Genomic DNA, 6,356 nt, shown 5'->3' on the forward strand with positions numbered 1-6,356 from the left:
GAGAATGTTAAAATAACTGTGTAAGCAGAGATAGAGAGTAGTTTAGAAAACTGCGTAAAGGGTATTAAGTTTTTACATCACACCTTTGTTCACCAAAGATATCAATAAAATTAAGTAACATCATTGGCCAAGCATCTTGAGGCTGCGTCCATTTTTTCTGTATTTGCATCAGAGCCAGGTAAACAACCTTTTCCAGCGACTGGTCATTCGGTAACATGGTCTTGTTTTTTGTGTATTTGCGGATGATACGATTAATGTTTTCAATGATATTTGTTGTATAAACGATTTTTCTGATGCAGGCAGGAAATTCAAAGAAAGTAGCGAGATTAACCCAATTGGTTTTCCATGATTTGGCTATGTAGGGATACTTTTTACCCCATTCAGTTTCAAAATTTTCCAGATAGTGTAATGCCGTGCTTTCATCGCAGGCATCATAGACTTTCTTAAGAGCTGCAGCTACAGCTCTTCTATCTTTCCATACTACAAATTTCAAAGAGTTTCTTAGTTGATGAACAATGCATATTTGTGTTTTTGTCAACGGATAAACTGTATTGATAGCTTCTGTAAAACCTTTAAGATTGTCCGTACTGCTCAGCAGTATATCTTCCACTCCACGACTTTTTAAGTCGGCCAAAACATTCATCCAAAAAGCGGCACTTTCATTGTTACATAGCCACATGCCTAATACTTCTTTATATCCTGTGTTGTTAAGCCCTATAGCTATCTGTACCGACTTGTCTTTCACTTTTCCTTCCTGACGTACCTTGAAAATGATGGCATCCATCCATACAATCATATATACCTTATTCAATGGCCTTTGTTTCCATTGGTCAATATGTTCAATAAGGCGATCTGTGACATGAGAAATGTGTGCTTCGCTCATAGATACACCATAGAGGTCTTTAATGGCACTTTCAATATCGCGAGTACTCATTCCATGCGTATATAGGGTGAGAACATGATCTTCAATCTCTTCCATAATCCTTTTTCGTTTAGGAACAATTAGAGGTTCAAAACTGCTATCCCTGTCCCTTGGAACTTCAATACTGATTTGACCTAGTTTTGTTTTGATCTTCTTGCTTGTTTTACCGTTGCGACTATTGGGGAAGGAGGAGGCTTCTGCCGAATGCTTTTCATACCCAAGGTGGTTGTCCATCTCTGCCTCCAACATCTCTTGAATAGCTTCTTTGAATACTTCCTGCAACAGATTGCTTACACCGGTAGTACTCTTCTGCTGTTTTACTTGTTCTTTCAGCAGTTGCTTTAAAAGTTCTTTGTTTGTCATATAATTTACTGTGTTTTAAAGGTAATTAATCGGCAGTCAACCCAAACTACTCATCTCTACTCATCTTTTAGCCTTTGACTGCCTCACCCCTTTACACAGTTTTCTAAACACTACCCTTAAAACCCCTTTTGTGTATCCTCAACCATTCATATAATGCCAAAAAGACAGTAAATAGCTTTATAAGTGCGTTCAGCAGCATTTGTTCCATAAAATCTTGCCGGTTAACCATTTTCATTGAACAGAAAGCCCAAATAGTTGTTACTTAGCAGAAAGAATTAGCTATGCGTATTGGTATTGTATGTTATCCCACCTTTGGTGGAAGCGGTGTTTTGGCTACAGAACTGGGAAAAGCTTTAGCCGATGAAGGTCATCAGGTACATTTTATAACTTATCAGCAACCCGTTCGGTTAAATGTGTTCAATACCAATATTTTTTACCATGAAGTAAGGGTGCCTACCTACCCCTTGTTTGATTATCCTCCTTACGAAGTAGCATTGGCCAGTACCATGGTTGATGTGATAATGAACCACGATTTAGATTTACTGCATGTGCATTACGCCATTCCGCATGCATCGGCAGCTTATATGGCCAAACAAATTGTAAAAAGTAAAAATGGTCGCAATATTCCCGTTATTACCACCTTACATGGAACGGATATTACTTTGGTAGGCCGCGATAAAACCTATGAGCCGGTAGTAACTTTTTCCATTAATGAAAGCGATGCTATTACTGCTGTATCGCAAAACTTGAAAGAAGAAACCTATAAAAACTTTGCCATTACCAAAAACATTGAAGTAATTACCAACTTTGTTGATGTGCAACGTTTCGATAAAAAACCCTTCGATGCATTTAAAAAAGTAATTGCCCCTGCCGGCGAAAAAATTTTAGTGCATGCTTCTAACTTCAGAAAAGTAAAAAGAGTGCAGGATGTTATTAAAGTATTTGCCGAGGTTAGAAAATATATTCCCGCCAAACTACTCATGGTGGGCGATGGCCCGGAAAGGCCTGCAATGGAAGATTTGGTGCGGGTTTTAGGCTTATTGGATGATGTACGTTTTGTGGGTAAGCAAGAACAGATAGAAGAAATTTTAGCGGTGAGTGATGTGTTTTTATTACCCAGTGAATATGAAAGTTTTGGTTTAGCCGCATTAGAAGCTATGGCAGCAAAAAATGTAGTTATCAGCACTAACGCAGGTGGCTTGCCTGAGATAAATATACAAGGCAAAACAGGCTTTATGGCCAATGTGGGTGATGTGGCTGCAATGAGTGAATTTGCCATAACCATATTGAAAGACGAACACAAACTAAAGCAAATGAAGTTGGCTGCTTATGAACAGGCCAAGCATTTTGATATAGCCAATATTATTCCGCAATACGAAAAATTGTACAGCCGCTTTTGCAGAATGAAAATTAAAGAACCGGAACCAAAACAGGCGGTACAGGAATAAAGCAATAATCTACCTTTTTTCTTACCTATTTTTTATTGGAATAATTTGTACTCATCAATTATTACCGCTTTGGTGTTGCCCCGTTTGTGTGCAGGGCATGCTAACCGAGCATTTGAATAATTAGGCATGAATGCCGGCATCGGCAATGCTTTGCAAAATAATGTTGGCCATTTTCTTTAATTCCTTTTTTTGAATGCACAGTGGGGGTGCAATACGCATGGCTTGCGGCCTGAATAAAAACCAGTCGGTAATTAATCCTTGTTGAATACAATGATGAATAACTTTTTGATTGGTTTCAAAACTATCAAATTCAATAGCCATCCACAAACCGGCACTGCGAATGGCTTTAATGGCTTTATGTTGCAGTTGTTCTTTTAAAAATGTTTCTTTTTCTTTTACTTCTTTCATCCAATGTTGATCGAGTAATACTTCCAAAGCGGCTTTACCTGCAGCACAGGAAACCGGATGCCCGCCAAAAGTAGTAATATGCCCCAATACCGGATGATGGGTAAGTGCATGCATATTTTTTCGCGAAGCAATAAAAGCACCCAATGGCATACCACCGCCTAAAGCTTTACCCAACAACAATACATCGGGTACAATGCCGGTTTGTTCAAAAGCCCATAGGGTACCGGTTCGCCCAAAACCTGATTGTATTTCATCGGCAATTAATAAAACACCTTTTGCCGTACATTGCTCACGAAGTGCATGTAACCATTCATTCGATGTTTTTACAATACCTGCTTCTGCTTGCACCATTTCAACCATAACACAAGCCGTTTGTGCATCAATGGCCTGCAATGCTTCTGCACTGCCATATTCATAATGATACACTTCAGGCAACAATGGGCGGTAAGCATTGCGCCAATATTCATTTCCCATAATGCTTAATGCACCTTGTGTACTGCCATGGTAAGCATTATGAAAGGCTATAATTTTTGTACGCCCCGTTATGCGCTTGGCTAATTTCATGGCACCTTCAGCGGCTTCGGCACCGCTATTGGTAAAATATACGCAGTTTAAAGTAGCAGGTAAATGGTCGGTTAATAATTTAGCATACGCCACTTGTGGTTGTTGAATAAATTCACCATACACAATTAAATGCATATATTCTGAAGCCTGCTGCTGAACGGCATTCACCACTTTAGGATGACTATGGCCGATATTGGCAACACTGAAACCCGAAATACCATCAATGTATTCTTTGCCATTTACATCGAACAAATAAATACCATGCGCCCTTTGCATGTGCAATCCTATAGGTGTAGGCGATGTTTGCGCAATATGTTGCAAAAAAAGTTGTCTGTAATTCATACGGGGTTTTCAATAGCTTTGAAAATAGAAAACGAAGTTATACATTCGGCTAATGAAATAATGTATAAAAAAAAGTTATCTAACAAAATATTATGGCCATTATTCTTCCGGTTGAAAATATACATCCGCAATTTGGGCAAAATTGCTTTGTTGCACCCAATGCCACTATAGTAGGTAAGGTAAAGATGGGCAATGATTGCAGTGTTTGGTTTAATGCGGTTATTCGCGGCGATGTGAACAACATTACCATGGGAAATAGGGTGAATGTGCAAGATGGTGCCGTTATTCATTGCACTTATCAAAAAAACGCTACCGTAATTGGCAATAATGTGTCGATAGGACACAATGCTATTGTTCATGGCTGCACCGTACATGATAATGTGTTGATTGGCATGGGTGCTATTGTGATGGATAGATGTATCGTGCATAGCAATTCAATTATTGCTGCCGGTGCCGTGGTATTAGAAGGAACTGTGGTAGAAGCCGGTTGTGTATATGCCGGTGTGCCTGCCAAAAAAGTAAAAGAAGTATCACAGGAATTGTTAGAAGGCGAAATTAATCGCATTGCCAATAATTATACTTTTTATGCCGGATGGTTTGCCAATGCCAATGAATGCCCTAAGCAATAATGTAATACCTAAAAACGTTGTAATAAGCACATGAAACACAGCAAATCTATTTTAGTATTAACAGGCATTTGTATTGCTTTGGCATCTTGCAGTTTATTTAACCATGCCAACCGCAATGGCTGCCCATCGAACGGGAAGAATGTAGATGCCGGCAAATTAGCTGCCGGTGACCCTAAGGCCATGAAAGAAGCCAGTAAAGCACCCAAATTCAAAGCCGATAAAAATGTAGGGGGTAATTAATTTAAGCCCAGGTATTTTCGTCAATTTCTTCTAATAATTTTAAATAACTAAAATAGCGTTCTTCAGCAATTTCGCCGGCATCAACTGCTTGCTTAACAGCGCATCCCGGCTCATACATATGCAAACAATTATTAAACTGGCATTGCGTTATACGTTCCCGCATTTCGGGAAAATAATGCGATAATTCCTGTTTACTTATATCCACCAATGCCAATTCTCTAATACCGGGTGTATCAATTAGTTTACCACCATCGGGCAAATCGAACATTTCGGCAAAAGTAGTGCTGTGCATACCTTTGCCACTCCATTCACTTACGGCCAATGTTTTAAGCGACAGATCGGGAAAAAGCTGTTGAATAAAAGTAGATTTACCCACCCCACTATGCCCACTAATTAAACTTATTTTTTGCTGCAGTAATGCTTTTAACTCGGCTATATTTTGTTGGGTTACCATACTGCACAACAACACACGGTACCCTATTTGCGTATATAAATCATGCAACTGCTCATATTGCTGCATTTCTTTTTCACGATAAATATCCGCTTTATTAAAAACTAAAATGGCCGGAACATGGTACATTTCGCAAGCAACTAAAAACCGATCAATGAATCCTTGTGAGGTGCGCGGTTGTTTTAGGGTAATAAATAAAATGCTTTGATCAATATTAGCGGCAATAATATGATGGTGTTTGCGGTGATGCGGACTTTGACGAATAACATAATTGTGGCGAGGCTCAATGGCTTCAATAACGGCATGTTGCTCAGGGCCGGGCTCAATGCTGATGTTTACCACATCGCCAACTGCAATGGGATTGGTGGAAGTAAATCCCTCAATTTTGAACACCCCTTTTATACGGGCAGCATAAAACCGTCCATCATCTGCTTTTACCTGGTACCAGCTACCGGTTGATTTATATACAGTTGCCTTCATGCAATACAATAAGGCTGTAAGATAAAGAGAACTGAGAAATTTTCTGCGTTGAATGTGTGGACGCTAAAAGAATAGATTACAATGTGATTATTAGATTGGATGTATGGATTAAAGGGAAAAGAGGAGAAGTTTTGAAGAAAGCAATGCAATTCAACTATTTTTTCTTTCACTACTGCAAATAATCAATTATTAAAAAAACTGCATGGGTTTGAATATGAAGCAGTTAATTGCTCTTTCAATATTATAATCCCTATTTTAATACAGCATTGAGTTAGTGATGACTGCTAACATATCCCTTATAGATTTTTACCCATCTGTTTTTAATGGCCAATAACACTAAGGCCGATTTAGAACTTGTATCGGTCTTCTTGCGCAAATTACCGGCATAATATTGTACTGTTTTCACGGAAATATGCATGCATGTCGCTATTTCTTCTTCATTCTCCATTGTTACTAACAATTGTAAATACAGTAGTTCTTTGTTGGTTAATTGTTGCGTAATATTTTTT

At 38.7% G+C, this 6,356-nt stretch carries 7 protein-coding genes; 3 read left to right on the plus strand and 4 right to left on the minus strand.

The features are described from left to right. Positions 1-64: 64 nt before the first annotated feature. Positions 65-1,285, minus strand: a complete 1,221-nt coding sequence (locus LX80_RS14160) for an IS256 family transposase (RefSeq protein ID WP_111297081.1) — start codon at positions 1,283-1,285, stop codon at positions 65-67. 281 nt (positions 1,286-1,566) lie between these two features. Between LX80_RS14160 and bshA the strand changes: the two genes are divergently transcribed. Then, positions 1,567-2,733: an N-acetyl-alpha-D-glucosaminyl L-malate synthase BshA gene (gene bshA / locus LX80_RS14165; protein ID WP_111297305.1), complete on the plus strand. Its 1,167-nt coding sequence runs from the start codon at positions 1,567-1,569 to the stop codon at positions 2,731-2,733. A 120-nt stretch (positions 2,734-2,853) separates the two neighbouring features. Here bshA and LX80_RS14170 read toward each other — a convergent pair whose 3' ends face one another. Further along, the gene (locus tag LX80_RS14170) at positions 2,854-4,047 is read right to left on the minus strand and encodes an aspartate aminotransferase family protein (protein ID WP_111297306.1); all 1,194 of its coding nucleotides are present in this window, start codon (positions 4,045-4,047) and stop codon (positions 2,854-2,856) included. Between the two features lie 92 nt (positions 4,048-4,139). On the opposite strand from LX80_RS14170, the gene LX80_RS14175 reads away from it, so the two are divergent. Together LX80_RS14175 and LX80_RS14180 are read left to right on the plus strand one after the other, a co-directional pair. Then, entirely contained in the window at positions 4,140-4,676 is a 537-nt protein-coding gene (locus LX80_RS14175) for a gamma carbonic anhydrase family protein (protein ID WP_111297307.1), read from the plus strand. 30 nt (positions 4,677-4,706) lie between these two features. After that, entirely contained in the window at positions 4,707-4,916 is a 210-nt protein-coding gene (locus LX80_RS14180; protein ID WP_111297308.1) for a hypothetical protein, read from the plus strand. A 1-nt stretch (position 4,917) separates the two neighbouring features. Here the strand turns inward: LX80_RS14180 and rsgA are convergent, their stop codons facing one another. Then, positions 4,918-5,847 (minus strand): ribosome small subunit-dependent GTPase A, encoded by a 930-nt coding sequence (rsgA, locus tag LX80_RS14185; RefSeq protein ID WP_111297309.1) that lies wholly within the window; start codon positions 5,845-5,847, stop codon positions 4,918-4,920. A gap of 271 nt (positions 5,848-6,118) precedes the next feature. Further along, the coding region (locus tag LX80_RS14190; RefSeq protein ID WP_146250552.1) for a helix-turn-helix transcriptional regulator at positions 6,119-6,356 on the minus strand (238 nt) is incomplete at its 5' end.

Source organism: Hydrotalea sandarakina (assembly GCF_003254115.1).
Classification (GTDB): Bacteria; Bacteroidota; Bacteroidia; order Chitinophagales; family Chitinophagaceae; genus Hydrotalea; species Hydrotalea sandarakina.

What these genes read in the sequence shown, in the direction of transcription:
- LX80_RS14160 (WP_111297081.1), bottom strand. Translation starts at nt 1,285, where the DNA reads ATGACAAACAAAGAACTTTTAAAGCAACTGCTGAAAGAACAAGTAAAA.
- bshA (WP_111297305.1), top strand. Translation starts at nt 1,567, where the DNA reads ATGCGTATTGGTATTGTATGTTATCCCACCTTTGGTGGAAGCGGTGTT.
- LX80_RS14170 (WP_111297306.1), bottom strand. Translation starts at nt 4,047, where the DNA reads ATGAATTACAGACAACTTTTTTTGCAACATATTGCGCAAACATCGCCT.
- LX80_RS14175 (WP_111297307.1), top strand. Translation starts at nt 4,140, where the DNA reads ATGGCCATTATTCTTCCGGTTGAAAATATACATCCGCAATTTGGGCAA.
- LX80_RS14180 (WP_111297308.1), top strand. Translation starts at nt 4,707, where the DNA reads ATGAAACACAGCAAATCTATTTTAGTATTAACAGGCATTTGTATTGCT.
- rsgA (WP_111297309.1), bottom strand. Translation starts at nt 5,847, where the DNA reads ATGAAGGCAACTGTATATAAATCAACCGGTAGCTGGTACCAGGTAAAA.